Raw genomic sequence first — 24,624 nt, 5'->3', positions numbered from 1 at the left:
TTGTTACCAATGACTAATGACTAAGGACAAATGACCAATGACTACTCAGCTATTTGTGTGAGAGGTTTTAGCCTGTGAGCTAATCTTGACTTTTTCCTTGCCCCATTGTTAGGGTGAAGAACACCTCGTTTGATCGCCTTATCAATTTTGCCGTAAGCTTCGGATAACCGAGCCTGCGCTTCTTGTTTTAATTCTGGGGTAGGATTAGCTGTATAGGCAGCTACAGCATTGATGTATTTCTTCATCAGCGTCTTGACTGCTGATTTGTAAGCTTTATTACGCAGTCGGTTACGTTCTGCGATTTCGGCACGCTTGAGAGCAGACTTTGTATTCGCCACAGTCAATTCCAAAAATACGATTATTAATTATGTACACACACTACTAGACTTACTAATATAGCATCCAAATTGCCAATGTTATAATTTACTAAAAAAATTATGGGATTAGGTATTGGGCATGAATGAAGAGAAATACTAGTATTAGTTCCATAGTCTATACTCGCCAATTCAGTATTTCGTCAATTGAGGAAATGCGTTAAAATAAAATATATCTAAATAACTGTCACCCTAACTCATCACAACCTGATTAAGCAATGTGATTGCCAATAAATATAATTTGTCCGTAAACCAAATGTATTATTTAGAGGCAGGAACTGTAAAGAGCTAAATTTCAGGGCTTCTCAAGTATAGAACCGACATATCGTGCCTGTACACAAATTAACTACTAAACAGTTAGGGAAATAAGTAAAAATTATACTCAGACCCTACCCCCAGTAAATTCAGGGGATTGGATGTGTAAACACACGATCTGCACCCCACAAGAATTGAGGGAAAGGGTGTTGTAAGGGTAGCGGGAAATGGCATACCTGCTTCCTGCCTATAGACAGTCAAGGCTTGTCGGATTGAGCAATTAAGTAGCCTTCTCAAGCAAACTATACGCTGGTAGCCTTGAGAGTATCAAAAAAATCCAGGTTAAGCTAGAGAAGAGAATTAGAGTCAGCTTGTACACCCCAGTGGGTCAAGAGCAATACTAAATCTCAGGTGGCAATATTATAATTTTGGCATTGTCCTTACTCCATGCTGCGAATTATTACTCAGCAGGCAGACGTTAGAGCAGAACTACAACGGATCTGCGATCGCACCCATGACGAACAGGTGCTTCACAAAGAAGCAACGGTGCGGGAAATTTTGCAAACAGTGAAGCGCCAAGGCGACAAAGCTGTATTGCATTACACGGACGAATTTGACAAACAAACCCTGAAAGCAGAAGAACTCCGAGTTACAGGCTCGGAACTGGATGCAGCCTATCAGCAGGTATCAAAAGAGTTGTTGAGCGCAGTTCGGCTAGCTTGCCGCCAAATTGAAGCATTTCATCGTCAGCGAGTACCGAAAAGCTGGGTACACTTTGGTGACGATGAAGTAGTACTGGGCAAACGCTACACCCCTGTAGACCGAGCCGGGTTGTATGTGCCGGGTGGCCGTGCCGCCTATCCCAGTACAGTGCTGATGAATGCAATTCCGGCTCATGTTGCTGCTGTACCCCACGTGGTGATGGTAACACCACCAGGCCCAGGGGGTGCAATTAACCCAGCAGTCTTGGTAGCTGCCCAAGAAGCAGGGGTGAAAGAAATTTATCGCATTGGGGGCGCACAAGCGATCGCCGCTTTAGCTTATGGTACAGAAACGATTCCGAAAGTGAATGTGATTACTGGGCCTGGTAACATTTATGTCACCCTAGCGAAAAAACTTGTCTACGGAACCGTCGGTATTGATTCTTTGGCGGGCCCCAGCGAAGTGCTGGTGATTGCCGATGAAACCGCAAATCCAGTGCATGTAGCTGCTGATTTGCTAGCCCAAGCCGAACACGATCCAATGGCGGCAGCGATTTTGCTGACGACAGATGCTGCTTTGGCGAAAAACGTACAATTAGCCTTGGAAAGACAGCTAGTTGATCATCCACGGCGAATAGACACAGAAAAAGCGATCGCTCACTACGGCTTGATTATCGTCGTGGAATCGCTCCAAGCAGCAGCAGAACTCTCAAATGAATTTGCCCCCGAACACCTGGAATTAGAAGTCAAAGACCCTTGGGCACTCCTACCACAGATTCGCCACGCTGGGGCAATCTTTTTGGGTTACTCAACACCAGAAGCTGTAGGAGACTATTTGGCAGGGCCTAATCATACTTTGCCAACTTCTGGTGCTGCCCGCTATGCCTCAGCATTGGGTGTTGAAACTTTCCTTAAACACTCTAGTATTATTCAATACTCCCAAACCGCACTGCAAAATGTGGCTGGTGCTATTGATGTGCTAGCAACAGCAGAAGGTTTACCTTCCCATGCTGATTCAGTCCGACGCCGAATTCAGCAAGAAGAGTGATTTGGAATGCTTAATTTTTTCTGATAAGCCAGTGCTGAGTAAAAATCCCAGTCCCTAGAAAATTTTCATGTGTGGCTGTGAAACTCGTTTCATCGGGACTGGCTTGAGTCACGCTTTAAGCGTCCACAAGTCGGGCATTGCCAATAGACAGTAGTTTATAGGAGAGGAAAAGCCTCTCCCATAAACTCATGAAAAGCTTCTCCAGAAAAGTTGCTATAACCCGTTCTTATTAAAGTGTTGTAAAGCTCACTGACCTATAGCCTAGCTTTAAATCTATAAACTAAGTTGTCAGATAAAAAATTAGTTTCGTGTCACTGACGACTAATTTTGCTAGATACTTATGTATGTAAGGGGTCTACTCTTTAGGAGACGAGAGCAGTGCTAAATAGTGTTTTGGTAGCTCTGGACGGTTCGGATATTTCAGAACGAGTAATTCAAGCTTTAGATAATTTGGTGTTTTCAAAAGACGCCAAGGTTATTCTCTGTCATGTGTTTCTCACACCAGAGTCAGAAATGGAACTACCTGCTGATCGCCCTCAGCCAGAGTCCCCAACGTTTTCTTATTTTCATATTGAAAAGCAACTTCAATTATATCAGGAAAGTTATCAGTTAGAAGTGAGTTAGAGTTAGTAACTGGCGATCCCGCTGAAGAGATTATTCGTCTTGCCAATATTTATAAAACTGACTTGATTATAATTGGCAGTCGGGGGTTGATGGGGATGAAACGAATTGTTCAGGGTTCTGTTAGCAGTCAAGTTGTAGAAGAGGCTAATTGTTCAGTGTTGGTCGTAAAACCAAGGTAAAGATTTGCAAGGGGAACCAATGGCTATAACCAGCCCAAGACTAAATTCCCATAAGTCTAGAAAGTAGTCAACATTGTGCATTAGGGTTTAAGAATTTTAACCCATAGAATTCTGTGTTCTCTGCGTCTGGAGTGGTTAGATAAATTACTTTTAAACCGCAGATGCACAGAGGAGGACACTTGCGTTAGTGGGTTTCCCTACTTGAGCAAAGTGTCCGTGGCGCAGAGAGAAAAAGAGATTTTTCGAGTTACCTTGAAAGGGATAGCCATAGAGACAAGGAGAATCCCGTTTCTACGTTCAGTCGATTCAGCGTTCTTGAGTTGCTAAAAACTGACGCAAGCTCAACAAGCTGAGTGTTTGACCGAAATTCAAGGGCAAAATTGAAATTCCTTCCAAGCGAGACTGTACCCAACCTTCTCCCCAGTACCATTCGTGGAACCCGTCAATGCCTCCGCTGAGTACTAAGCGAAGGCAGTTGGATTTGACAACTTTTACTTGATGATGAATCGCGATTGGCCCAGTCCAGGTTGTAAACTGGAATCCGGGAAGCAGTTCTTCTGGCATTCCTGGCGCAAAACGTTGCCCTAAAAGCCATTTTTTTAGTTGCACGGGATGCAGCAGACTGTCACGAATTGCATCTGTTGATGCTTCGATTTCGATCCGCAGTTGGCTTTGTTGAAAATTACCCAGCATTTTTCTCGGATTACCTAAAGATTAAGACATCGCTATTTCTAATATTGCAAATAGTTTTTGTCATTAGTCATTAGTCCTTTGTCCTTTGCAAATAACTAATGACCAATGACCAATGACCAAGGACAACCATTTATTTGCGTAACACCCCACTACGTGACTTTTCTCGCAGCAGAGAACTTAGAATAGAAAAAGTGAACTTGTTAAGAAATGTAAGGTTATTCATGGCGGATCAGTTAATTCGTGCAACAGCAGCCGAAGGTGGAATTCGTGCCGTAGGTGCGATCGCCACACGTTTAACAGAAGAAGCACGGCAGCGTCACAAGCTTTCTTATGTGGCAACGGCAGCACTGGGTCGGACTATGACGGCGGGTTTGTTAATGGCTTCTAGTATGAAGCGAACTGGATCGAGGGTGAATGTTCGGGTGAAGGGCGATGGGCCTTTGGGTGGCATATTAGTAGATGCAGGCTTAGATGGTACGGTACGTGGATATGTCGGGAATCCATCTGTAGAATTGCCTCCCAACGCCAAGGGGAAATTAGATGTTGGTGGTGCTGTGGGTGGCGGCTACCTCTACGTTGTGCGGGATATCGGTTATGGTTATCCTTACTCTAGTACGGTAGAACTAGTTTCTGGCGAAATTGGTGATGATGTCGCTCATTATCTCGTGAATTCCGAACAAACACCTTCGGCTTTAGTTTTAGGTGTGTTCGTGGGAGCAACCGGAGTAACTGCTGCGGGTGGATTACTGATACAAATATTGCCCAAAGCCGCCAGAGACGAAGCCCTAGTAGAAACGTTGGAATCACGGGTTGCTGGTCTAGCAGGATTTACGCCGTTATTACAAGCTGGAAAGACCTTACCTGAAATCTTTGGTGACTTATTGGGAGATATGGGGTTGGAAATCTTTTCCGAACGCCAAATGTTGCGCTTCCACTGTGGTTGCTCTTTCGATCGCGTTTTGGGGGCACTGAAGATTTTGGGAGAAGCTGAATTGCAAGATATGATTCTTAAAGATGATGGCGCTGAAGCAACTTGCGACTTTTGCGGCAACGTCTACCAGGCAAGTAGCGATCAGTTAGCTCAACTAATTTCCGATTTGCAAGCCGAATCTGCTGTTTGAGGATACAGTATAAAATAGCACTGATTTTTGAGATTGATAATGGTACTCTGGGGAGAGAGATAATCAAAAAAGTAGCTTTTTAATGATGAGAAAGTTACTATGTCAACAATGGAATTATCAACCTAAAACAGAGCGCTATTCAATTATTTTGGTGTGAGAGATGACAGAGCGGGATATTCCAGACAGTTGGTCTTCAGCCAGTGGAAGAGAGCCAGATCAAAATAAAAGATTATCCCGAACAGAACAATTCGGTGAAACTCAGCCATTTGATGTCCCAGCTACTGGTTCTAACTCCAAGTCAGTGAAGCGGCGAAAAAAAAACCATCCGAAAGGATCATCTATAAATAGTCATTCACAAGAAACTGCCCAACTCAGTAGTACTTCTGGGAAATGGCCACGCTGGATGAAAAGCTGGACATTGTGGCTAGTACTACTAATGTTGATTCCCGGCAGTGTAGGATTCTTGGCAATGGCAATGCTGCTAAAGTTGCCAACTGCTCCTAATTGCCCATCGATTTTCTGGCCGCTAGCTAGTGCTTCTGTGCGGCTACATTGCGCTCAGTTAGCGGCTTCTAAGCAAACAGTGAACGACCTATTGCAAGCGATCGCTCTGGTGAAGCAACTACCACAAAATCACCCGTTGCATGGAGAAATCGATCGTTTCATCGAAGAATGGTCGCGGGATATTTTGAAGCTAGCCGATCAAAGTTTCCAAACCGGAAATTTAGAGGAAGCGATCGCTACTGCTCAGAAAATACCCGAAGATGTAACAGCTTATAAATTAGTCGATGAGCAAATTGGCAAATGGCAGTCGATTTGGTCGAAAGCTGAAGCCACATACAATGGTGCGATCGCTGAAGTAAAAGAACGGCGCTGGCAATCGGCGTTCATGTTATCCGCTAAAATGCTGCGCGTAGACAATCAATATTGGGCGGGTACTAAATACGACCAATTGAATCGTCTCATTGCCACAGCACGGGAAGATGGCGATAAGTTAGGAAAAGCCGAAAGTTTAGCAAACAGCAAAGTAGTCGATAATTTATTAGAAGCGATCAAGTTAGCCGAGTCCATTGGGCAGGAAAGTTACCTTTACCAAAAAGCTCAGGAAGCGATCCCGGCATTTGGACGCAAAATGCTGGAATTGGCACAGGCAAAACTAGATAAGCAGGATGCGGATGAAGCGCTGAATATTGCTAGGCAAATACCGGAAAGTACGAAACTACAAGGCGAAACTGATGATTTTATTGCCATAGCTGACGCGAAAAGGAGTGCTTGGCTCGGTAATGTTTCTGGTTTAGAGGCAGCGATCGCTCAAGCACAACAAATCGACCCCTCCAGACCAGTGTATAACGAAGCACAGCAACTAATTGCTCGTTGGCAGTTGGAAATTGAAGATGTTGCCCATTTGGAAAAAGCAAGAATATTAGCTAGCCAGGGAACAATCCCTAATTTAACAGCAGCGATCGCCCAAGTACAGCTGATTCCTGCTAGCAATCCTAGAGGCACAGAAGCTAGGCAAGAGATCGGTCGCTGGAATGCCCAAGTGGAGACAATTGAAGACCAACCTTACTTAGACCGCGCCGAACAGATAGCAATATTCGAGGATATTAACTCCTTGCAAGCTGCGATCGCCCAGGCCAGCGAAATTCGTAGAGGTCGTGCATTGTATCCAGAAGCACGGAAAAAAATTCGTACTTGGGTAGGAAAGATTGAGCGAATTCAAGACCAACCTTACTTAGATCAAGCACAAGAACTGGCCCAGAGTGGAAATCTCACCGCCGCTATTAGCACAGCTCAACAAATTGCCTCATCGGGAAGGGCGCTTTCACAAGAAGCGCAAGCTGCGATCAATGACTGGGAAGGGCAAATCCGCACTAGAGAAAATTGGAAAAAAGCCCAAGAAGTCGGGGCTGCTGGCACTCCAGAAGCCTTAGTTGAGGCAATACGACTGGCGGATCGAGTTTCAAACAATAGCATCTTACGTATGGATGCAAATCAGGCTATTGACCAATGGAGTCAGCAATTGTTAGAAATAGCACGCACTCAAGGTCAGTCTGATATTGCTAGAGGCATTGACATTGCCAAATCGGTTCCACGCGGTAGTGCTGCTTACAGTGCAGCGCAAGAGCAAATTAAGGCTTGGCAAGATTTTCTCAATCCTCAACCTGAACCTCAACCTTCGTCTGTGCCTGAATCTCTACCATTTCCCCGCTCAACTACTATTAATGGTCAGTGATCGTCTATTAGAGCAATTTTCAAGTCAATAGACCATAGGGTGGCTACTCACTGATCATCTCAAGATCGCCGATAGTGAGCAGTATTACTAATCTTTATCCTCAGTAAGAGGTTGTTTGAAAAGTTGTAAAGTACATATACTCAAAATCTCTCTCCTAGCCTCTCGCCGAAAGGTCAAGAGGGTTTAAAACTCCATTCTCTTGTAGGAAATGGCGGTGAGGAAGGGTTAGGTTTTCGAGGCTTAGATGTTACAAAAATACTTTTCAAACATCCTTTAAGACTTTAAATTTTCTTACTCAAATAAGCACGAAGCTATAACCAGAGACAATCTAGGATTAAGTCTTCAATTCTTAACTGGGTTTCTGGAAAGTGGATTGCTGCCAAATAGCTTGATGATGGTTTCAGCAAATTCTTTATTATCGTAAAACTCATGCATCAAAGTAATAGGTTGGGAATAAAGTTGATCGCTGGAAAAGATCGACTTCCAATCTAGTTGAGTGTTATTAACAACTCCAACATCTTTCATCTTTTTGAGGAATTCATAAGCAATCAACCCTTGACCAATGGCAGATGGATGAATCCCATCTAAACTAAATAGTCCACCTTGTCGTAGTCGTCCAGTTGTGTCTGCGTGGTAGTATTTTGTATTGACCTGGGGATAGACAAACTTGAATTCTTTTGGGAATTCATACTGCACTTGTCCAGCATTTCGCTTGAAGGCAATTTGTTGTAAAGCATTGGCAAGATCGACAATATGATAACGCGGTTGCGGATACTGACTGTTCTTGCTCTTGACCAGTTCTTTGATTACTTTATTGTATGTGCGAATACAGTCATCAATGTAGAGGGCATCTTGTAGCGTCAGGTATAAGGTTCCGGTTTCTCTAACCGTGTCCTCTTCAAAGGGGAAATAGGTATAGTATTTGTAGTAACGCGAAGGTTTATCCTCTCCTGGCACATCAATTTCAGTAATTGAACCTACACCTTTTGCCAATGGTGCAATAGTTACAAGCGGTACTGTGCCAATGAAGACATTCCAATTAGGGTTGGTGTTATTTTGCATGATTGCATCAACCCGATTGAGCAATTCTCGATATTCAGCCTCGAAATCATTGGGATGCCACAGGTTCCATTGTTCTCTTACCTCACGAAATGATTGGGGATTTTGACTTGGGCTGTTAAGAGTCTGATTTGGGTCATTGGGAGTTTGATTAATTTGTAAACTGATCACAGTTCCAAGGGCATTGTTTGCTCCTAACCAAAGAATTAAATTATCAACTCCTCCTGAAGCGGTTGCATGATGGTTCAACCAATCAAGTTGGCTATAGTCGTCAAAAAGAGGATTTAAAGACGGGTTGAGAACTTTAAGTGCAGTTCGATAGAAGGCAGCATTGGGCAGAGTCAAAAACCCAGGCTTGCCATCTCCTTTGTCGTTACTAAGTTTAATTTGATACTTGCAAATATTGGATGTTATCATCCAAGAATCAGCAATATCAAAGCCCTGAATTGCTACATTGTGGAAGAATTCAATTCCTCCTGGATAAGGGTGTTCAGCACTACCGGCTCCCCGTTCAAAGAAATCTTCAGTTTCATCAAGTACAGCTTCAAGAGTTGGCAATATGGTCAGCCAATCTAGGGCGTTGATATCTGAGCCATATTTTTTCTCCAAACGCCGGAGAATCTTCTCAATATTGGCTGGTAGTCCGCCCATTAACCATTCAGGATAGAGATATTGAGTACCAACTCCTTGCCCCATTGACCTAGCAATCAAAGTTGAAAAACAAAGGTCTGTCCGGGCTGCTGCCAAAGACATAAAGCCTTGAGAAACACTGTCACCAATTGTAAAAAGCCTCATTTAATACCTTCTTTATTACTTTTTAAGTGTAAATACTAAGGTAAAAGTCCTGATTTTCAAAGTATATTCGGAATTTGACTATATTTTAATTTTAAAAAGTTTTAATTTATCTTTTTCGAGGAGCGTATAAGTCAATAGGCTTAGGTTAAGAAAAATTGCGCTTACTGTCTTGAATATTAGCGAAGCCCAACATGACCAAGGTATTTGTTGGGCTTTGCTCGTCAAACGCCATTTGACGTGAGAAGAAACTGCTGTTAGAAATGCTACACGAATAAGTCGGCGAAACTAACAACAATTCCTTCTTTCCAAGGAAGACGCTGGGTGTAGCTTGCTTCTGGACAGGGGTATAAGTCAGGAAACCTGACGTTAGTGCCTAACTCCCCACTACCTTCAGATGTGAGATGAGCTTAAACTCTTTATTCCTCCATCACTCTCCCCATTCTTTAATTACAGAAAATAGTGATGAGTAATCATCATCGGCAAATGACATTTTCACGGCTGTTTGCAAGATTTGCCGCACACCTTTAATACTGCTGAGATCCAAACTTCGAGATTTCGCTTCTGAGATAAACAATTCCGTATCTTTGAGCAAGTGTTTTGTGGGGAAATTCGGATCGGCATAATTGCCATCTAACATCCGTTGTAGCTTTTTGTCAAAGGTAGGTGCGTAGAGGGGACTGTCGCGCAAGATTTGCATAAACACATCCACATCGACACCTTGACGCTGGACAAAAGCTAGACTTAGAGCAAAGCTAGTTGTTAGAGAAGCTATTAGTTGATTTAGTGCCAATTTAAGCGCCGCCGCAGATCCCACTGGCCCGATAAGTAAAGGTTCTGTGCCAAAATTTTGGAGTAACTTTAAGTGCCGTTGATATTGTTCTGGCTCGGCCCCTACCATAACACTCAACTTACCAGCTTTTGCTTCTGGGATACTCCCTAATACGGGGGCTTCTAAATACTCACCACCACCCCCAATAACTGCATCTCTAATTTCCTGGCTTTCTGTGGGCGTAATTGTTCCCATTTGAATGATTGTGCGCCCTTCCAGAGTTTGCCAAGCAGTATCTGAAAGCAACACATTATAAATAGCTGGGGCATTAGTCAACATGAGAATTACGCACTCAGCAGCACGAATGGCGTGGCGGGGATGTGTAGCAATTTCAGCCCCAGCTGCTTGTAGTGGTGCTAATTTTTCTGGGGTACGATTGTAGGCAACTAGCTGTATATCTGCGGCTAATAACCTTTGAGCCATTGGTAGTCCCATTAGTCCAGTTCCCAGAAATGCCACCTTCATTTTTTACGTTCCTTTAATACAGCGTCACCGATAGCGATCGCATAGCAACTCTTAGAGAGGCTGCGCCAACGCTTAGAGCGAGTCATTGAGCTTCATAGCCCATTATGAACATCGCATTGTTTGATTTAGATTTAGTGGGGAAGTAGTTATTTGAAATTTAAGATACAATCCTTAATCCCAGTTTTCTTACTCCCTAACTCTGGCAATCAACCACCGGCAGCAAAAGTCAACATAATTATGACTGAAAGTAAAATACCAGGGGTAAGTAGTGTTACTAGCATTAACAGGTCGTGAGTGGACATAATTATTACTTTGGTAGTGTGTTTAACTTTACAGTAATCACTGTTATGCTAGTCTAAATAAGGCTGATACTGCATTCTTAAATAGAGTTTTAACTTTTCTTTCTTTACGCTTACTCTGGCAGAATCAATCCTTTTAATGGTTGAGAAATTTCTGTATTGTCCAGACCTTTGCTCTGAATTAAGACTCCAAAGCCGCCGAGTCCTGTGGGATCTATAAGTTGGTGTAGTGCATCCCGATGCTGTAGTAACTGTGAGAGAGGTTGCTTTTGCTCGGAAAGGGCTGCAATCCGATCGCCTAACCCCAACGCCATCAAAAATAATCCCTGCTGGATAAAACCAATATTCTTTAAATTGCACCGTTCGCCCCAGCGTTCCAAAGCCGTAAAGTCAACATGGGCAGTGATATCCTGTCGCCCAATATTAATATAAGGGTTGTCATGGAAACGATGATGGTAATAACACTGTAGTGTTCCTTGCGATCGCCTGGGATTATAGTAACGGCTGGCGGGGTAGCCATAATCAATTGTTAACACATAGCCACGCTGCAAGCGGTCTGCTACTATACTCAACCAGTCTAGAGCAGCTAAATTAATTTCACTACGGTAGCCATCTGGATATGCACTTTGGGTAAAGTTCATTTCCACTAAGTCTAAATATTCAGCCAGTTGGGGCGTTGAAGGTTCTCCTGTGACTTCTACAAATGATGGGCATGGGGCATGGGGCATGGGGCATGGGGCATTGGTTTCTTTCTCATTCTTATCTGTTGTCACATAAATTTCTCGGAGTTCTCCCGTTTCTAGGATGAATTGATGTACAGAGAACGCATCTACTAACTCGTTAGAGAAAAAGCAGCCTGCGATCGCATTTGGTGGTATCTCCTCTAAATTACACCAACGCACAGGGAAATCTTCTAAGCGTTGCTGCTGTTCTTGTCTTAAAGTTGGGGACTTTTCAACAATGATGTACTCCAGCGCTGTCAAAAAATCTGGGTAGTGCTGTTGATGATATTTAAGGATATGCAAAGCTAGCAATCCTTGACCTGCTCCCATTTCTACCAGAGAAAAGGGTACAGGTTTTCCTAAAATCTCCCACATTTGCAAAAATTGTTCTGCTAGTAACTCGCCAAAGTCAGCACAGAGGTTAGGAGAGGTGAAAAAATCACCACCTTTAAAGCCAATTTTGAGGGCATCGCTGGAATAGTAGCCGTATTCAGGGTGGTATAGTGCCAAATCCATGAATTGGGCGAAAGTAATTCGTTGTTGAGGACTAGTGGTAATATGATTTGCGATCGCTGTACACAGCAAAGCATTGGAATCCATAAAATTTCAGATTTTAGATTGGGGGCTACAGAAAATAAATGCTTACCAACGACGGGCTACACCAACGTCAGTCCAATTAATCGCCTCTAATTGTTAACGCAAAGGCAAGAACCGGACTTGTCTTTCCCATTCTCCTTCTAAGCTACATTCATCTAGCAACAAAATTTCCTCGATCGCTAAACCAACTGAAACACGACGACTGATCTCAAATAAACCAGGCATTGCCAAGCCTGCTTGTAATCGTTCATAAGCAAAAGTTGTCATCGTCGCAACATTATGAGTTAGCACCACACGCCTGTTTTGCGCTGCCCATTCTAATACAGTTGGGTCGGTCTGCTTCAGTCAATCCAACATCCTGAACACGGATAATATCAACATTAATGTTACGACGCAGAACACCACAGATAATCTGATTATTAAAGTTCTCATCAGCCAAGAAACGCAGCATCGTAATTTACCCTTGTGGGTTGCGTCTTGCTAAAAGGCGATCGCGCACTCCAATAGGGTTAAAACGCTTTTCAGCTTCCTGCTGAACTTTCGTGGCAAGTCTTTGACGCTCTAGAAGGTAGGTATCAACCTCACCTTGGTGTTGTAAGTAATAACCAATCACCAAATAGATATCCCAAAGATGAAGCGATGGGTACTGTTCTCTGATCTCTTCTGCTGTAGCCCCTTCAAGGAAAGCTGTAACAACTGTATCTAAAGTGATGCGAGTTTTGCTAATTCTAACAACACCATTTGCATCAGTTACAAGGGGAATCGGGGTAACAGTAGGAATAAGTAGCATTTTAATATCTGAGCACTGCTGTTTTCCTATGGTCAGTATAAGCCAAATCTAGAAGCAATTATCTAGATTAATAGAAGGCAATTTGCTACTTAACGCGATGTGCAACTTATTCTTGAAACCCCACTTCCATTCCTCTCCCCGAAAGGTCGAGAGCCTTTGATTCTTGCTCCCCTTCCCTTGTAGGGAAGGGGTTGGGGGTTAGGTCTGAGAGAAAGTCGCACACGGCATTACTTAAACACTCACCAACGATACCAGCACACCATTGGGATCGCGGACACGAGCAATCATTTGTCCCCCAGGCTGGCTTTTAGGGGCATCTAGTGTTTTTGCACCAGCACCGATCGCTCTCATGTAAGCACTGCCAACATCGGGGGTAATAAATGATATCTGAATTAATGGCGGTGGTTGTGTGGGATCGTTGGCATGAAAGCCACCAGGAAATAATTTCTGTGCTTCGCTACTTGAAGAGAAAGCTAATGTAGTGCTGCCAGTTTCGATTTCCGCCCAGATAGATTGTCCTTTATCCTGGAGAGTGCGACGAACCAGACCAAAAGCTTTTTCGTAAAACTCAACCGTTTTAACTACATCGTCTACCCAGATGACCGTATAACCAAATTTCATAATTCTTTCTCCTTATCTAGAAAAAATTGAGAGTTTGAAACCCACGAAGGCGGTCACTGAGCCTGTCGAAGTGTGGGTAAAGCCTTGTATAGAAGCGGTTTCTAACCACCCTTTTAACTACGAATGACAAATGACGAATTATTTTAGCTCTCCAAAATATTACGATCTGTTGCTAGAGTTTGCGCCCCTGTTTGCATCATTTCTATATCTGATGGCGACCAATCATGAGGCCCTTGACAGTAATGTGCTACTAGCAATCCCCATAATCCTCTAGGGATGACAATTGGTACAACCAAGTTAGCGCGAACTTGCAAATTGCGGAGAAAATCTCGGTGACAAGGCTGGATTGGTTCTAATTCAATATCAGCGATCGCCTTTACCCGTCCTGCTAAGTATAAACCAGCATACTCGTTGTTAAAACAATCATCTGGGCCAGTGGAACCAAGTATTGAAAATTCTTTAGAACTCAAAGATTCAAAAGTCACTTGTCCTTCCCACTGACTGTAAAAATAATACAACACTACCCGATCAACCTGAAGCGATTCTCTGAGTTGATTTGTTGTTTGCCGGACTAACTCATTTTGCTCTATTGACCTGACAAGGCGATCAAGCAATTTTTGCAAACCCTGCTCGCGGCGATCGTTGCTATGGTTAAATTCGGAGTGAGGATGAATTTGCACGGTTTTAAAATTACGACTAGGTAAATGCTGCCGGATTTATATGGTAATTTATTAGACCTTATTTAAATACATTTTTGTATTTATAGCAGCAATTCAATTTTAACGAAACATAATTGTAGTCAACCTTTTTAGGAAATTTAAAATAAATTATTAAGAAACTACAATTTTTAATTCTTACCAAAAATAATTCAAAATTATAAATTTAGTATTAAGGATTTTGGAAATTTACAAATAATATGTTTTGTCTTTCCCTAGCTTGAGGCAATAAATATACTTCAAACTCTAATGTAACAATTTAGTTTGTATTCCTCGTTACAGATATTTGAGGATGTTTGAAAAATCCTTTTCATGGTAGCAAAACGTTTTAGATTCCTCTAAATCCCCCGCTTTAATTCCGGGTTCTTCCCTTTTGAAGCTACCGTGTATACACAATTCTGAAATAGCTGATTAACCAAGGTTTTACCCCACCCTAACCCTCCTCTTGCAAAGGGGAGGGAACAAGATTTTCCGGTTTCCCCCCTTTGCAAGGGGGGATTAAGGGGGGTAATTCGCGCTTCTACAGCGTCTACTTTTGCGTAAGTTCTATTTTTGAGTTTCCAAACATTGGGGCAAAGGTACGGTAAGCTGACAATGCTGCTTCTTTAACCGTTGCATTCACAATCGGAAAGGTAGTGAGGATGTAGCTAAATTCATCTTCAGTTAAGCCGTAAAGATGTGCTACCATTCCATCGAGTTCTGCGCGGAGTTTGGCGCGTTCTGCTTCGTCGGTAACGCCTTGTTGATGGGAACCTAGACCGACTTCTTGCGCGAGTTCATCAAATTCTGGTGTGGTGCAGATGAGTTTGGCGGCGCGTTGTACAATATCGTTGAAGTTGCGATCGTTTTTTGTTAAACGTAGTACGGATAACTGGTAAATGTAAAACATATTTATATTGGCAGATACCATTTGCCGAGCATAGAAATCAAGTGTAAATGAATTGAAAATAGCTTGAGCAAAAACTATTTCGCAACTTGATATCATAGTCATTCCAGAAATAACTAAAACCGAATTGCCACAAAATACATTTTTTGGTATTTCTCCTATGATAAGTGTTCTAGCATCAGTATTCCTAGCTATAGCTCTAAACCCTAAGCGGTAGCTTTGATAATCTAAATATTGACCTGTATCACTTTCATTTCGTCCTAATAAAGCTTTCCTGCCTTCTTGTTCATCCACCCAATATTTTGGTTCAGCATGTAGATGAGTGAACTGATGAATCATCTTGCCTTCATATAATGACAATCTTCCTTTAACAGGCTGTTGTTTGAATAAATGACTATCATTGCTTTTTAATATATTTCTCAAAAATATATCCTAAAACATCAGGATTTATCTCATCATCTTTACCTTCCGGCGTATCATCCAGATTCCAAGAATAACGCCCAAATAAATCTAGAACTTGCTCAAACGCCTTATCAACTATAGAAATTTGATATTTATCTTCAATATGATGCTTGAGAAATAATCCACCATTCAGGTATTTAACCTTTCCTACCAATTCTTGTACAGATAAATCGCGTTCAATCTCATGTTTAGCAAAACTTTCAAAAAACAAAGCCTTGAGAAATTCACCATAAAAATGATTTTCAGGTTTTTGTCTTGAGGGTTTAGACCAACCTAATTCTTCTATAAATAAATCACTAAATTGAAAGTTATATAGTAAATCGCGTGTTCTTTTAAAATTGAGTGACATAATTTACCATACTTGGGAAATAAAAACCAAACATGGTAAATTTGCCACTCAGAAAATAAATCTGTGGCTCTAAAAATTAAGTCCGCGCTGGCGGACTTCAAGAAACCTTGTTTATAGGAGTTAAATTTTTACCATGCTTTTTATACTTTATAAATCCTTTACATTTAATTAGGCTGAGAAATTATACGTAAAAATTATCAATTTCTCTAAACGTCGGCTTTATTTGTTTGTCCGTGATTTTTTATTGTCAAGTATATTTGCTGATTACTTTATCAAAACGCCTAATTGCTTTATAAAAAGGTCTGTTTACTTTCTCAAAACACTGAAATGCTTTCTAAAAATAAGCTTTTACTTATTCAAACCCCAGTTTGCTTTCTCATTTCAGTGTTTTCCGCAAGCAAAATGAGCTTTTACTTATTCAAATCCCAGTTTGCTTTCTCATTTTGGTGTTTTCCGCAAGCAAAATAAGCTTTTACTTATTCAAACCCCAGTTTGCTTTCTCATTTCGGTGTTTTCCGCAAGCAAAATAAACTTTTACTTTCTCAAACCCCAGTTTGCTTTCTCATTTCGGTGTTTTACGTAATATAACAAAGACGCGATGAATCGCCGTCTCTACAAAGGGCTAATTATTGTAGAGACGGCGATTCATCGCGTCTTCAAAGATTTATCGCGTCTTCAAAAATTATAAAAAAAAGAGCAGTTGCATAATACAACTCCTCTAAAAAATACTTAGATAGATATTTACTCTACCTATCCACAGACCCCATGATTACGTCAACACTACCGAGAATAACCACAATATCTGCAACCTTCATGCCGCGTAGTAAATGTGGAACAATTTGGAGGTTGTTAAAATCTGCGGCGCGAATCTTCCAACGTGCAGGGAAGACATTATCATCGCCAACCAAATAAATTCCCAATTCACCTTTGCCACTTTCGACACGGGCATAGATTTCACCTTTGGGCATCTTGAAAGTGGGGGAAACTTTTTTACCGATGAATTGGTAATCAAAAGCGTCCCACTCAGATTTTTTACCTGCGGCTAAACGTTTTGCTTCCAGATTTTCGTAAGGGCCGCCAGGAAGTCCTTTAACTGCTTGGCGAATAATCTTCACAGATTCGCGCATTTCCCGCATCCGCACTACATAACGGGCAAAGCAATCACCGGCAGTTTCCCACTGTACATCCCAGTCGAAATCGTCGTAGCATTCGTAATGGTCAACTTTCCGCAAATCCCATTGCACACCAGAAGCGCGTAACATTGGGCCAGAAAGTCCCCAGTTAATTGCTTCTTCACGAGTGATAGTCCCAATACCCTCAACACGTCGCCGGAAGATGGGGTTATCTGTTACCAAGCGTTCATACTCATCAATTTTGGGCAATAGGTATTCGCAGAATTCCAGACATTTATCTACCCAACCATAAGGTAAATCGGCTGCTACTCCACCAACGCGGAAGTAGTTGTTATTCACCATCCGATAACCTGTAGCAGCTTCCCACAAATCATAAATCATCTCCCGTTCCCGGAACTGGTAGAAGAAGGGAGTTTGAGCGCCTACGTCAGCGAGGAAGGGGCCAAACCATAGCAAGTGGTTAGCAATGCGGTTCAACTCCAGCATGATGACGCGGATATAGCTAGCGCGTTTGGGGACAGCGACACCTGCAAGCTTTTCTGGGGCGTTAACAGTGACAGCTTCGTTGAACATTCCCGCAGCGTAGTCCCAGCGACTAACGTAAGGAACGTACATTACATTAGTGCGGTTCTCAGCAATTTTTTCCATTCCCCGGTGCAAATAGCCGATGACCGGTTCACAGTCAACGACATCCTCGCCATCCAGAGTCATGATTAGCCGCAGAACCCCGTGCATTGAGGGGTGGTGTGGCCCCATATTTAGCACCATCGGTTCAGTGCGGGTTTCTAGTCTGGTCATAGATTTCGTGTTCTCCTATTGTGTTCGTGTAGCGTGCTAAAGGCAAAATTTTGAATTGAACCGCGTAGATGCCAACCAGACCCGATTTATCTAGTCTGCCAAGCCAAAGTTAAGCTTGCAGGAACAATACTTTTAAGAAAACTGCCCGTTAAGGCGTTTATAATGTATTGCCCATACAGGGGTATGTTGGAGAGGGAGTGACAGAGGAGGGACTTTACTTGATGTTTAATTTTGTTGCACTTCTTCAACTATTATATGGAAGCTTGATCTGCACTTAATTAAGGCATCGGATTTTTTTATAAGGAAGATGCGGAGAATGGGGGAGGCGGTGAAACTAGGAACCCAGCCTACCCTTGTTTACGGGAATGGGAACGGCGAAGCCAAGGCTGGGTGGTTCACATTACCTTAACAAAGCAGCAAAAGGACAAGAACTGGCTGGCAAGTTTGTAGTTGCGAGTTCTTTTCTTTTTGTGAAAATTTGCTTGATGAAAGCCCAGAACTTTTGATATAGAGAAGCAGGAGGTTGTATTCCACCTTCTGCTTGTTTTGACTGAGACAAATTTGCTAATTTGCCACCAGATGTCAATTTGTCTAGAAAGTTATTATTGTCGTAATAGTGTTCTAAAGACAAAATTTTGAGATCATCTGTGATATGAACGACACTTATGCCAATAACCTCAATCATCTGGCCAGTAGGTGCATAATCTTTATATGCACCATGAAAATATCCCCAGTGTCGCCATTTGAAAGTAATGGTTGGTGGTGTTGAATAAATTTCCACTACTTCCCACAAGAAACCATCAGGAAATGCTGTATGAAATAGATTGGTTGAGGTTTCAAAATTTTCCTCAGAAGCTCGATAATGTTGTGTATTACCAATCAACAGTTTATAAGTACCTGATTGCACTAAATCTGCAACTGTGTATTCAGTTCCACCATTGGTACTCATGCGAAACTTGTCTTGGACAATAGTCAACCATTCAGCAGGATTGGTTTTGAAATTTGCTTCAACATCAAAACTTCGCACTAAATTTTGTACAAGTGCTGCTAGTGAACCTTGAGGGTGATTGTATTTACTTTCACTGGCTAGCTTTTCATTAGAACGAGTATAATCTGGTTTTTTACCATAGCGCCATTGAACATTCTGACTATATTGCAGAACTGTATCTCTGTTCTGTACCCAAAGGGGAAGATTATTGTTGTCAATTGAACTCATAAATACCTCTGCTGAAATGTGACTGTGAAACAACTGTCAATACCGATACACACTCAGATTTCGCAGTGATAACCCCTCTAATTTGGCAGTAGTAACCTATACAGTTTTGAGTACAAGTTTAAGAAATAATCAACTGTGGTATTAGAACTGCCTGTCATTACATCTACGACAATAATTGCACTTTGAAGCCAGTCAACACCAGGGAAGTTCTGGAAGTTAACGAATTTCAAGTAAATTTTGATAAAACAATATAGTGAAAGCTTTTGTTAGCAATGCTTTCAGGATTATCAACAAACAACAGCATTGTGATTGGCGAGGTTAATTACAATCACAAAAGATCCTGAACTTCAGGATTTTTATATGCATCTCTAGCTAGTGCTTTGAGAAATAGGCAACGAATGAAACAGACATCTCGTTACTTCATAGCCGATTCTGTATTATGTGTTTCTTGCGAGTAATTACACCCTAATGAATCAGCAGCAGTCAAGAAGTAAACGTGGAGTCATACTAACAACATTAGGATGGCAGCGACTCCAAGAGGCGCAACGAAGCTGGGAGAATGAGAAAAATTTTGGTGTCGCTTATACTATTGAAGCCTTAAGCGATCGCACAGGGTTAGATCCATCCACAGTTTCTAAGGTGACGGATCGGGAAGCCGGGGTGGATAGGCGCACTTTAGAAAGGTTTTTCAGGGCTTTTGATTTGGAATTGCACAAAAATGATTATGCCAAGCCAGAAGTTGTATCGGTTAAGCAGCAAGAAATCATCACTTACTCAAATCAAAATTGGGGTGAAGCCCCTGATGTGTCAGTATTCTATGGGCGCACGCAAGAATTACAGCAACTAGAAAAATGGATAATTAGCGATCGCTGTCGTTTAATTACACTCATTGGGCTTGGTAGTATTGGTAAAACTACTTTGTCAGTCAAATTAGCTCAACAACTGCGAGAACAGTTTGATTATGTAATATGGCAAAGTCTTCTCAATGCTCCGCCACTTTTAGAAATGCTAGCAACCCTAGTACAATTTTTGTCTAATGGCGAAGAAACAGATTTACCAAAAAACATTCCCTACAGAATTAATCGCCTACTTGAATATCTGCGTTCATCACGTTGTCTTGTAGTTCTCGATAACGCCGAATCGATTGATTTTTCAAGGTGGTAATTATGCAGGTTTATATCGGGAAGACTATGAAGGCTATGGCGAACTTTTTCGCCAGATAGGAGAAGTTAATCATCAAAGTTGCTTATTACTCACTTCCCGAGAAAAGCCTCAAGAACTTGCAGCGATTGAAAGTAGCCAAGGACTTGTTCGTTCTTTACAAATTACGGGTTTGACAATCTCAGAAATCCAAGAAATTTTTAGAGGGAAAGGAGTTACAGGGGGTACAGATGCGGACTGGGAAAAATTAATTATTAACTATGCAGGAAATCCGCTTTATTTTAAAATTATTGCTACAACAGTTTTAGATTTATTTAATGGAAATATTTCTGAGTTTATATCTCAATATCCAGGAGTATTTGGAAACATTCGCCTGTTAATGGAACAGCATTTTCAGCGTTTAACTGAATTAGAACAATCATTAATATATTGGCTAGCTATCAATCGGGAGCCAGTTGGCATCACAGAATTAAAAGAAGATATTTTAGATTCAAGCACTACATCAAAGCTATTAGAAACAATAGAATCTCTCTTAAGACGCTCTCTAATTGAGAAAGCTACACCTTCGCTGATTGCAAAACATGGCAATTGCTTCACGCTACAACCAGTAGTTATGGAGTACGTAACTATGAAATTCATTGATCGAGTTTGTCAAGAGCTTGTCAAAGGAGCTGACTTTTCACGGGATCTCGAAAACCTCTCTCCTGCGAGGAGAAAGGCTTTGAATTCTCCCCCTTCCCTTGTAGGGAAGGGGGCCGGGGGGTTAGGTTCCGCGTTAGCTTTTCCACATGACGTGAAAAGTCAGGTCAAAGGAGAGGTTTCATTATTCAAAAGTTTTGCTTTAATCAAAGCAACATCACCTGATTATGTCAAAGATAGTCAAATTCGGCTGATTCTCAAACCTATTATCAATAATTTATGCTTGCTACTAGGAAATTCCAACCAAATTACAGCACAACTTACTAATATTCTCAACCAATTTCGCGGACAGTCTCCTTACATAACTGGCTACATGGCAGGTAATACGATTAATCTACTTGGTCAGTTGTCAGCAAAAATCAGTAATCAAGATTTTTCTCATCTGACGATTTGGCAAGCTGACCTCCAGAATTATATATTAAATCATGTCAATTTTGAAAATAGCAATTTCGCTAAATCAGTTTTTACTGAAACCTTTGGTATTATTTTTGGTCTAGCATTTAGTCCCGACGATGCACTTTTAGCAACGGGAAGTATTGATGGTGAAATTTGCTTGTGGCGATGGCGGGAGAATCAGCAACTTTTGAATTTTCAAGGGCATAGCAATATAGTAATGTCTCTTGCTTTTAGTCCAGATGGTCAAAAACTTGCCAGTACTAGTGTAGACAGAACTGTTAAATTGTGGGATGTTACTACGGGTGAATGTCTATTGACCTTACCCTCAAATTATGGGGTAATAGTTGGAAATATTATCTTTAGCCGAGACGGGAAAAAGCTGTTTACTTGTACAGAAAAGCAGATATTATTCTGGGATATTGAAATAGGTAACTGTGTCTTAGCTATCGAACACAGCAACCGAATTACTTCAATCACTTACGAACCTCAACGTCATATTCTCGCTTCTGCTTGTTTAGATGGTACTGTAAATATCTGGGATGTAAATACAGGTAAATGTCTAAAAACTGTTCAGGGAGAAAGTGGAGCAGTTTTGTCAATCGCCTTTACTAGTGATAGTAAGCTTTTGGCTAGTAGTGTAAAAGCTAAAGTTATCAGCATTTGGGATGTAAATACTAGCAAGCCTATTCAAACATTACAAGAGCATAGTAACTATATTTCATTGGTTGCTTTTAGCCGTGATGGTCAAACTTTAGCAAGTAGCGGCAGTGGCAATAGAACCGTAAATATTTGGGATATTAAAACGGGAAGATATTTACAAACTTTAGCAGGACATATCTCAGCAATTAACAGTCTTACTTTTAGCAATTTTGGGAATTTAGTAACTGGCAGTGTAGACCGGACAGTAAAGCTTTGGGATGTTGTAAATGGCAAATGTTTGAAAACTTGGCGGGGACGAACTGACTTTGTAAATTCAGTGGAATTTAGTAGTAATGGTGAAATTATTGTTAGTGGTAGCCAACATACTATTGCTCTTTGGAATGTGAGTACAGGCGAGTGTATCCAAGCCTTTTATGATTATCAAGATTGGCTGAATTGTGCAGCTTTAAGCCCTAATGGACAAATACTAGCTTGTGGCAATATAGGTAATGTCAATAGCATTATTAGACTTTGGCAAGTTAACCAACTGGGTAATTTTAGCCAACTTCCAGATAAAATATTACAAGGTCATACAGATAGTATTTGGTCAATTGCCTTTAGTCCAGATAGCAAAATCTTAGCGAGTGGTAGTAGCGATCGCACCGTCAAACTTTGGGATTGTCAAACTGGTCAATGTCTCTCTACCTTTGTGGGGCATACTGGTGCAGTTCTTTCTGTTGCCTTTAGTCCCGATGGACGGACAATTGCCAGTTGTAGCGGTCATTCGACAATCAAACTTTGGGATCTTGAAAGTAAAGAATGTTACCAAAATAGAAAGGAACCCGCAGGTTATATTATTGCTTTTAGTCCCAATGGTCATCTTTTGGCTAGCGCGAATACTATGGGCATCGTCAAGCTGTGGAACATCAAAACTGGTGAGTGTTGTACTACTTTTGGCAGACATGGGCAAGCTGTAATTTCAATTGCCTTTAGTGCCGATGGAGAAACCTTAGCTAGCGGCAGTAAAGATGGTACTGTCAAGCTCTGGGATATGAAAAATGATGAGTGCATCAAAACATTTTTAGCTGATATCGGTTCAGTATGGTCATTGGCTTTTAGTCCCAATGGTTTGCTAGCTTGTGGTGGCAATGCTGAAACGATCAAGCTTTATGATCCTAATACAGATAATTGCCTGAAAACATTAAAAAGCGATCGCCCCTACGAAGGCATAAATATTAAAGGGGTTACAGGTTTAAGAACTGCGATGATTGCCAATCTCAAAGCGCTGGGAGCAATAAGCCTGTGAAGTCGCTCGTACTTAGTATCTCATACCAATTCTGTATGAAGATGCGTTAAACCATGTTTAAGTACAAGAAAGGAAAACGAACCGCAAAGGACGCAAAGGACACAAAGTAAAGAAAGAAGTTAAAAGGATTTGGCGCAGCCTCACAAAGAAATGGTATTAGTGGTTTAAAAACTATTTTTAATTAGGAACACACAAAGACACAAACAAAAGAATACATAATTAAAGTTCATCTGTGGTTTTGTGCCCTAAGTCTCATGAATCGTCAGCTAGCTATTGAAGAACCGATATTTTCTCATCTACCAGTGTTACCGCAAGAAGTAATTGCAGGTCTAGCGGTATCTTCCGGAGGTCATTATCTTGATACGACGGTAGGCGGTGGAGGTCACAGCCGTTTGATTTTAGCAGCTGCACCAGATGTAAAATTAACGGCAATTGACCAAGATGAGGATGCTTTAACAGCAGCGAGGAAAGAATTGGCAGAGTTTGGCGACCGCGTACAATTTATTTACAGCAATTTTGCTGACTATGAGTTTCCCCCTAACACTTTCGATGGTATTTTAGCCGATTTAGGGGTGAGTTCTTACCATTTAGACCAAGCAGAAAGGGGTTTTAGCTTTCGCCAAGCTGCAAATTTAGATATGCGAATGGATCGAGGGCGATCGCTAACTGCTGCTGATGTGATTAATAATTGGGATGAAGCCGAATTAGCTGATATTTTCTTTAAGTACGGTGAAGAGAGATTATCGCGGCGCATTGCTCGTCGTATTGTAGAACGGCGACCGTTGCACACGACTACAGAATTAGCTGAAGCGATCGCTTCTTCTGTTCCTCCCAAATATCGTTATGGTAGAATTCACCCCGCTACCCGGGTTTTTCAAGCTCTGCGAATTGTCGTCAACGATGAGTTAAAATCCCTAGAAACCTTTTTAGATAAAGCACCAAATGCCCTTGTTCCTGGTGGCAGAATTGCAATTATTAGTTTTCACAGCCTAGAAGATCGCCCGGTGAAGCATGGTTTAAGAAATTCACCTTTATTAAAAGTTTTGACAAAAAAGCCAATTATTGCTCAAGAAGAGGAAATTAGTAAGAATCCGCGATCGCGATCGGCCAAACTGAGGATAGCAGAAAAGCTGCTGTAAGCCTTAAACTGCTCCATCTTGTGGCTCAGAACTGCTGCGAATACGCTCAATGAACTGAGGATAATTTTCTAAATCTTGTTCTGACTGTAACGGTGGCATTTCAATCCAATTACCTTCGAGATGCAGCTTATCCACATAAGCGTAGAAGGCTTCTTGATCTTCCCGGTGAGCAAGAACGTAATCATGTAGCTCTTTCTGACTCATTGCATGAAAATTAGGCTTGCTCATCCTATATATCTCCATTTCCCGTTAGGGTATATCTCTATAATATTTTCCTCACCTGCCAAGAAGAATAGATTTTTTGTCCGTTCATCCA

Annotated in this window: 21 protein-coding genes and 1 pseudogene; 7 read left to right on the top strand and 15 right to left on the bottom strand. The window is 41.6% G+C overall.

The features are described from left to right. Positions 1 to 41: 41 nt before the first annotated feature. On the bottom strand, positions 42 to 338 hold the full coding sequence (gene rpsT, locus HWQ43_RS02540) for a 30S ribosomal protein S20 (RefSeq protein ID WP_292729807.1): 297 nt from the start codon (positions 336 to 338) through the stop codon (positions 42 to 44). A gap of 738 nt (positions 339 to 1,076) precedes the next feature. Between rpsT and hisD the strand changes: the two genes are divergently transcribed. Continuing rightward, positions 1,077 to 2,378: a histidinol dehydrogenase gene (gene hisD / locus HWQ43_RS02535; protein WP_292729805.1), complete on the top strand. Its 1,302-nt coding sequence runs from the start codon at positions 1,077 to 1,079 to the stop codon at positions 2,376 to 2,378. A 378-nt stretch (positions 2,379 to 2,756) separates the two neighbouring features. Beyond that, a pseudogene (locus HWQ43_RS02530) lies at positions 2,757 to 3,181 on the top strand (universal stress protein). Between the two features lie 306 nt (positions 3,182 to 3,487). On the opposite strand, the gene HWQ43_RS02525 reads toward HWQ43_RS02530, so the two are convergent. Beyond that, entirely contained in the window at positions 3,488 to 3,874 is a 387-nt protein-coding gene (locus tag HWQ43_RS02525) for a hypothetical protein (RefSeq protein ID WP_292729803.1), read from the bottom strand. A 221-nt stretch (positions 3,875 to 4,095) separates the two neighbouring features. On the opposite strand from HWQ43_RS02525, the gene hslO reads away from it, so the two are divergent. Together hslO and HWQ43_RS02515 are read left to right on the top strand one after the other, a co-directional pair. Next, the gene (gene hslO / locus HWQ43_RS02520; protein ID WP_094350038.1) at positions 4,096 to 4,995 is read left to right on the top strand and encodes an Hsp33 family molecular chaperone HslO; all 900 of its coding nucleotides are present in this window, start codon (positions 4,096 to 4,098) and stop codon (positions 4,993 to 4,995) included. Between the two features lie 160 nt (positions 4,996 to 5,155). After that, the gene (locus tag HWQ43_RS02515) at positions 5,156 to 7,231 is read left to right on the top strand and encodes a chromosome segregation ATPase (RefSeq protein WP_292729801.1); all 2,076 of its coding nucleotides are present in this window, start codon (positions 5,156 to 5,158) and stop codon (positions 7,229 to 7,231) included. 342 nt (positions 7,232 to 7,573) lie between these two features. On the opposite strand, the gene HWQ43_RS02510 is transcribed toward HWQ43_RS02515, so the two are convergent. The 12 genes from HWQ43_RS02510 to HWQ43_RS02455 form a co-directional block, all read right to left on the bottom strand. Then, on the bottom strand, positions 7,574 to 9,085 hold the full coding sequence (locus HWQ43_RS02510) for a hypothetical protein (RefSeq protein ID WP_292729798.1): 1,512 nt from the start codon (positions 9,083 to 9,085) through the stop codon (positions 7,574 to 7,576). Positions 9,086 to 9,512: 427 nt separating this feature from the next. After that, on the bottom strand, positions 9,513 to 10,379 hold the full coding sequence (locus HWQ43_RS02505; protein ID WP_292729795.1) for an NAD(P)-dependent oxidoreductase: 867 nt from the start codon (positions 10,377 to 10,379) through the stop codon (positions 9,513 to 9,515). Positions 10,380 to 10,791: 412 nt separating this feature from the next. Further along, entirely contained in the window at positions 10,792 to 12,000 is a 1,209-nt protein-coding gene (locus tag HWQ43_RS02500) for a class I SAM-dependent methyltransferase (protein WP_292729792.1), read from the bottom strand. A 93-nt stretch (positions 12,001 to 12,093) separates the two neighbouring features. Then, a complete protein-coding gene (locus HWQ43_RS02495; RefSeq protein ID WP_292729789.1) occupies positions 12,094 to 12,288 on the bottom strand; it encodes a hypothetical protein in 195 nt (64 codons plus the stop codon). Then, complete coding sequence (locus HWQ43_RS02490) at positions 12,275 to 12,448, bottom strand: hypothetical protein (protein WP_292729787.1); 174 nt, start codon at positions 12,446 to 12,448, stop codon at positions 12,275 to 12,277. Before HWQ43_RS02490 ends, HWQ43_RS02495 begins: the two co-directional genes overlap by 14 nt. Positions 12,449 to 12,454: 6 nt before the next feature. Next, positions 12,455 to 12,787: a DUF433 domain-containing protein gene (locus HWQ43_RS02485; RefSeq protein ID WP_114085290.1), complete on the bottom strand. Its 333-nt coding sequence runs from the start codon at positions 12,785 to 12,787 to the stop codon at positions 12,455 to 12,457. A 231-nt stretch (positions 12,788 to 13,018) separates the two neighbouring features. Then, positions 13,019 to 13,408, bottom strand: a complete 390-nt coding sequence (locus tag HWQ43_RS02480; RefSeq protein WP_292729782.1) for a VOC family protein — start codon at positions 13,406 to 13,408, stop codon at positions 13,019 to 13,021. Positions 13,409 to 13,551: 143 nt separating this feature from the next. Continuing rightward, a complete protein-coding gene (locus HWQ43_RS02475) occupies positions 13,552 to 14,088 on the bottom strand; it encodes a GAF domain-containing protein (protein WP_292729779.1) in 537 nt (178 codons plus the stop codon). A 565-nt stretch (positions 14,089 to 14,653) separates the two neighbouring features. Next, positions 14,654 to 15,433 (bottom strand): hypothetical protein, encoded by a 780-nt coding sequence (locus HWQ43_RS02470; protein WP_292729777.1) that lies wholly within the window; start codon positions 15,431 to 15,433, stop codon positions 14,654 to 14,656. After that, positions 15,408 to 15,821 (bottom strand): hypothetical protein, encoded by a 414-nt coding sequence (locus HWQ43_RS02465; protein WP_292729774.1) that lies wholly within the window; start codon positions 15,819 to 15,821, stop codon positions 15,408 to 15,410. Before HWQ43_RS02465 ends, HWQ43_RS02470 begins: the two co-directional genes overlap by 26 nt. A gap of 746 nt (positions 15,822 to 16,567) precedes the next feature. Continuing rightward, on the bottom strand, positions 16,568 to 17,752 hold the full coding sequence (locus HWQ43_RS02460; protein WP_181928560.1) for an NAD(P)H-quinone oxidoreductase subunit H: 1,185 nt from the start codon (positions 17,750 to 17,752) through the stop codon (positions 16,568 to 16,570). A 400-nt stretch (positions 17,753 to 18,152) separates the two neighbouring features. After that, positions 18,153 to 18,968: an ester cyclase gene (locus HWQ43_RS02455; protein ID WP_292729771.1), complete on the bottom strand. Its 816-nt coding sequence runs from the start codon at positions 18,966 to 18,968 to the stop codon at positions 18,153 to 18,155. Positions 18,969 to 19,436: 468 nt separating this feature from the next. On the opposite strand from HWQ43_RS02455, the gene HWQ43_RS02450 reads away from it, so the two are divergent. The 3 genes from HWQ43_RS02450 to rsmH all read left to right on the top strand — a co-directional run bounded on the left by HWQ43_RS02450 (position 19,437) and on the right by rsmH (position 24,308). Continuing rightward, complete coding sequence (locus HWQ43_RS02450) at positions 19,437 to 20,132, top strand: NB-ARC domain-containing protein (protein ID WP_292729768.1); 696 nt, start codon at positions 19,437 to 19,439, stop codon at positions 20,130 to 20,132. Continuing rightward, positions 20,113 to 23,169 carry a WD40 repeat domain-containing protein gene (locus HWQ43_RS02445; protein WP_292729765.1) on the top strand — a complete coding sequence of 1,019 codons (3,057 nt, stop codon included), beginning with the start codon at positions 20,113 to 20,115 and terminating at the stop codon, positions 23,167 to 23,169. The genes HWQ43_RS02450 and HWQ43_RS02445 overlap by 20 nt, the downstream gene beginning before the upstream one ends. A gap of 254 nt (positions 23,170 to 23,423) precedes the next feature. Continuing rightward, the gene (gene rsmH, locus HWQ43_RS02440; protein ID WP_292729763.1) at positions 23,424 to 24,308 is read left to right on the top strand and encodes a 16S rRNA (cytosine(1402)-N(4))-methyltransferase RsmH; all 885 of its coding nucleotides are present in this window, start codon (positions 23,424 to 23,426) and stop codon (positions 24,306 to 24,308) included. Positions 24,309 to 24,311: 3 nt separating this feature from the next. On the opposite strand, the gene HWQ43_RS02435 is transcribed toward rsmH, so the two are convergent. Beyond that, the gene (locus HWQ43_RS02435; protein ID WP_292729760.1) at positions 24,312 to 24,536 is read right to left on the bottom strand and encodes a hypothetical protein; all 225 of its coding nucleotides are present in this window, start codon (positions 24,534 to 24,536) and stop codon (positions 24,312 to 24,314) included. Positions 24,537 to 24,624: the final 88 nt, after the last annotated feature.

It is taken from the genome of Nostoc sp. JL31, from assembly GCF_017114965.1.
In the GTDB taxonomy this organism is placed as follows: domain Bacteria; phylum Cyanobacteriota; class Cyanobacteriia; order Cyanobacteriales; family Nostocaceae; genus Nostoc; species Nostoc punctiforme_A.
The sequence above is the reverse complement of the archived record's forward strand: the minus strand, read 5'-3'. Positions and strand labels throughout refer to the sequence as shown.

Coding starts and splice junctions, on each gene's coding strand:
- hisD (WP_292729805.1), top strand. CDS start 1,077: ATGCTGCGAATTATTACTCAGCAGGCAGACGTTAGAGCAGAACTACAA.
- HWQ43_RS02525 (WP_292729803.1), bottom strand. CDS start 3,874: ATGCTGGGTAATTTTCAACAAAGCCAACTGCGGATCGAAATCGAAGCA.
- hslO (WP_094350038.1), top strand. CDS start 4,096: ATGGCGGATCAGTTAATTCGTGCAACAGCAGCCGAAGGTGGAATTCGT.
- HWQ43_RS02515 (WP_292729801.1), top strand. CDS start 5,156: ATGACAGAGCGGGATATTCCAGACAGTTGGTCTTCAGCCAGTGGAAGA.
- HWQ43_RS02510 (WP_292729798.1), bottom strand. CDS start 9,085: ATGAGGCTTTTTACAATTGGTGACAGTGTTTCTCAAGGCTTTATGTCT.
- HWQ43_RS02505 (WP_292729795.1), bottom strand. CDS start 10,379: ATGAAGGTGGCATTTCTGGGAACTGGACTAATGGGACTACCAATGGCT.
- HWQ43_RS02500 (WP_292729792.1), bottom strand. CDS start 12,000: ATGGATTCCAATGCTTTGCTGTGTACAGCGATCGCAAATCATATTACC.
- HWQ43_RS02490 (WP_292729787.1), bottom strand. CDS start 12,448: ATGCTGCGTTTCTTGGCTGATGAGAACTTTAATAATCAGATTATCTGT.
- HWQ43_RS02485 (WP_114085290.1), bottom strand. CDS start 12,787: ATGCTACTTATTCCTACTGTTACCCCGATTCCCCTTGTAACTGATGCA.
- HWQ43_RS02480 (WP_292729782.1), bottom strand. CDS start 13,408: ATGAAATTTGGTTATACGGTCATCTGGGTAGACGATGTAGTTAAAACG.
- HWQ43_RS02465 (WP_292729774.1), bottom strand. CDS start 15,821: ATGTCACTCAATTTTAAAAGAACACGCGATTTACTATATAACTTTCAA.
- HWQ43_RS02460 (WP_181928560.1), bottom strand. CDS start 17,752: ATGACCAGACTAGAAACCCGCACTGAACCGATGGTGCTAAATATGGGG.
- HWQ43_RS02455 (WP_292729771.1), bottom strand. CDS start 18,968: ATGAGTTCAATTGACAACAATAATCTTCCCCTTTGGGTACAGAACAGA.
- HWQ43_RS02450 (WP_292729768.1), top strand. CDS start 19,437: ATGAATCAGCAGCAGTCAAGAAGTAAACGTGGAGTCATACTAACAACA.
- rsmH (WP_292729763.1), top strand. CDS start 23,424: ATGAATCGTCAGCTAGCTATTGAAGAACCGATATTTTCTCATCTACCA.
- HWQ43_RS02435 (WP_292729760.1), bottom strand. CDS start 24,536: ATGAGCAAGCCTAATTTTCATGCAATGAGTCAGAAAGAGCTACATGAT.